The 2,112-nt window shown below is 39.6% G+C and carries 3 protein-coding genes; 1 reads left to right on the top strand and 2 read right to left on the bottom strand.

What is annotated here, in order from left to right:
• Positions 1–319 precede the first annotated feature (319 nt).
• Entirely contained in the window at positions 320–991 is a 672-nt protein-coding gene (locus tag L4C35_RS22995) for a DUF4145 domain-containing protein (RefSeq protein WP_428465047.1), read from the top strand.
• A 145-nt stretch (positions 992–1,136) separates the two neighbouring features.
• Here the strand turns inward: L4C35_RS22995 and L4C35_RS22990 are convergent, their stop codons facing one another.
• Complete coding sequence (locus tag L4C35_RS22990; protein WP_428465046.1) at positions 1,137–1,427, bottom strand: type II toxin-antitoxin system RelE/ParE family toxin; 291 nt, start codon at positions 1,425–1,427, stop codon at positions 1,137–1,139.
• On the bottom strand, positions 1,420–1,641 hold the full coding sequence (locus L4C35_RS22985; protein WP_428465045.1) for a TA system antitoxin ParD family protein: 222 nt from the start codon (positions 1,639–1,641) through the stop codon (positions 1,420–1,422). The genes L4C35_RS22990 and L4C35_RS22985 overlap by 8 nt, the downstream gene beginning before the upstream one ends.
• Positions 1,642–2,112 lie beyond the last annotated feature (471 nt).

Genomic DNA, 2,112 nt, shown 5'->3' with positions numbered 1-2,112 from the left:
ATAGTAAAGTGCTCTTATCGTTAAGCACTTGGTGGTATATCATGCGTGCGAGCAGAAAATCACACACTTTGCTTGGCGGTAGCGTGGGAAAATTGAACACCATACGCTCAGAAAAGTAGCCATAACAAAGCCATCAATACGACCACCAACGCTCGGCATTCTAGGTCTGAATTGGCAATGGTGTTTTCGGTGGTCTATCAACATTATCGTAATGCGTTGCTGGCGTATTATGGCAAGCGTTAAGCGATTTTAAGCGAGCTTTCTATAGTTACCTTTGATTTGGTTTGTTATCATACCTTTTTTCTTTCTGAGGTAGAGTATGAGCCATCAACTAGTGATTAATGAACTTGGGAAAAAATCTCCAGAGCTTGCACTTGAGTTACGATCTGTAAAAATGTATTCAACTATTGATCCTGAAGTTTCGGTTGCAAAAGCTAGGAAAACTTTAGAATACATTGTGAGTGAAAGAACAAAGTTATCTAACTATAGTTTAGCTGACAAGATAACTTCGCTAAGTGCTGAATTGCCAGAGTCAGTTATAGCTTATATGCATTTTATTCGTAAGTTAGGTAATTCTGCGGTACATGGTGAGGAGCAAATATCACAAGACGTTGCAGTTGATGTTCTTAATTTATTAATCAAGTTGTCTTGCTGGCATTTAAAGGTGGATTGCAATCAACAAAAGCAGCGTGCACGATTTTTCATCGCTGAGCCAATACATAAAACGTGGGCTAAAATTGCAGTATTAACAGAAGATGGCGAGTTATATAGTGAGTATTTAACTTATAATCAGCCTACTACATTCGTAAAAAAGGATTTTTCGTATAACTCATTTAAAGCCTCAGACTTTAAATTTGGTCAAAAAGAGCATGGGCGTGGTTATCAACCGATAAAAGAAGTTAGTTATAAAGAGGCAATTTCTTATCAACTTCGTTCTCAGTCGAATTGGGTAGAGAGATACGTTACAGATAAAGGAATTTCAATCGCTTAACAAAGCCATCAAAACGACCACCAACGCTCGGCATTCTAGCTCTGAATTGGCTATGGTGTTTTCGGTGGTTTATCAACATTACCGTAATACGTTGTGGCGTATTATGGCGAGCGTTACAACCACAAAAGCATCGCAGCTTTTAGGTTTAGTAAAACGATTTCACATCACGGTAAAAGTTCTCGTGCGAACCAAGTGCGATAAGCTCAAGAATAACAGTGCCATCTTCGTAGCTATAACCAAGAAGAGTTAACTGTTTGACCATTTTGAATTTGTGGACACGTAAAAAAGAGAGGTCACCTTTTTTTTGCTCCCCAAGTAAAGGATTATCCATCAACTCTCTGATGGCATTATCGAGATCTTTCTTCTGGTTAGCGTGCAACTTCTTTGCTGCTTTTTTAAAGGTGGTTGTTTGAAGAACTTGGGTAATCTTAGCCAAAATCGTAACTCTCTAATTTACCAGCTTCTTTCTCTGCTTTTGCAATGATAGCTTGTTTAACAAATTCATATGGTAAGTCAGGGTTATCCTCCATCATTTCACCAATTTTAGCCCAATGCTCAATTTGCTTTGGAGTGGTGCGATTTAATGCTTTAGCCATGATTGTAGCTTTTTCAACAAGGTCTTGATCTAAACGGATGCTAGATGTGCTCATGATAACTCTCCTATAAATTACCAACAGTGTAGCGTCTCGCTACAATTGATGCAAGGTGCATCGTGGTTGTAACAAAGCCATCAATTACGACCACCAACGCTCGGCATTCTAGGTCTTAATTGGCTTTAGTGTTTTCGGTGGTCTATCAACATTATCGTAATACGTTGTGGCGTATTATGGCGAGCGTTACCCGACTTGGTTCAGTTCTTTTTGTGTACCTAACTCCGTAGTCGCTGCGAGTTGGTCAATTCCAGTGAAATCCGTATGCAGTAAGATTCGTTCGTCGTTTGTAGCGGATTCTTATTTTTAAACGTCTTAACTACTTGCGTGAATGTTCGCTGGTAACCGCGCCAACTTCTGTATTTGCTTTTAACCATGGTTCGGCTGTGGCGGTTGTGACTAGGTGTTTAAAATGTTCTTAAACTTCTCAGCTATTGACGCGCCATCATCGAGGAATGCCGCTTTCAATAG

Source organism: Photobacterium kagoshimensis, assembly GCF_050337045.1.
GTDB lineage: Bacteria > Pseudomonadota > Gammaproteobacteria > Enterobacterales > Vibrionaceae > Photobacterium > Photobacterium kagoshimensis.
Note: the sequence above shows the minus strand (reverse complement) of the source record. Positions and strands in the feature narration are given on the sequence as shown.

Excerpts from the sequence above, each read along its gene's own strand:
- L4C35_RS22985 (WP_428465045.1), bottom strand. The coding sequence starts at position 1,641 with ATGAGCACATCTAGCATCCGTTTAGATCAAGACCTTGTTGAAAAAGCT.
- L4C35_RS22995 (WP_428465047.1), top strand. The coding sequence starts at position 320 with ATGAGCCATCAACTAGTGATTAATGAACTTGGGAAAAAATCTCCAGAG.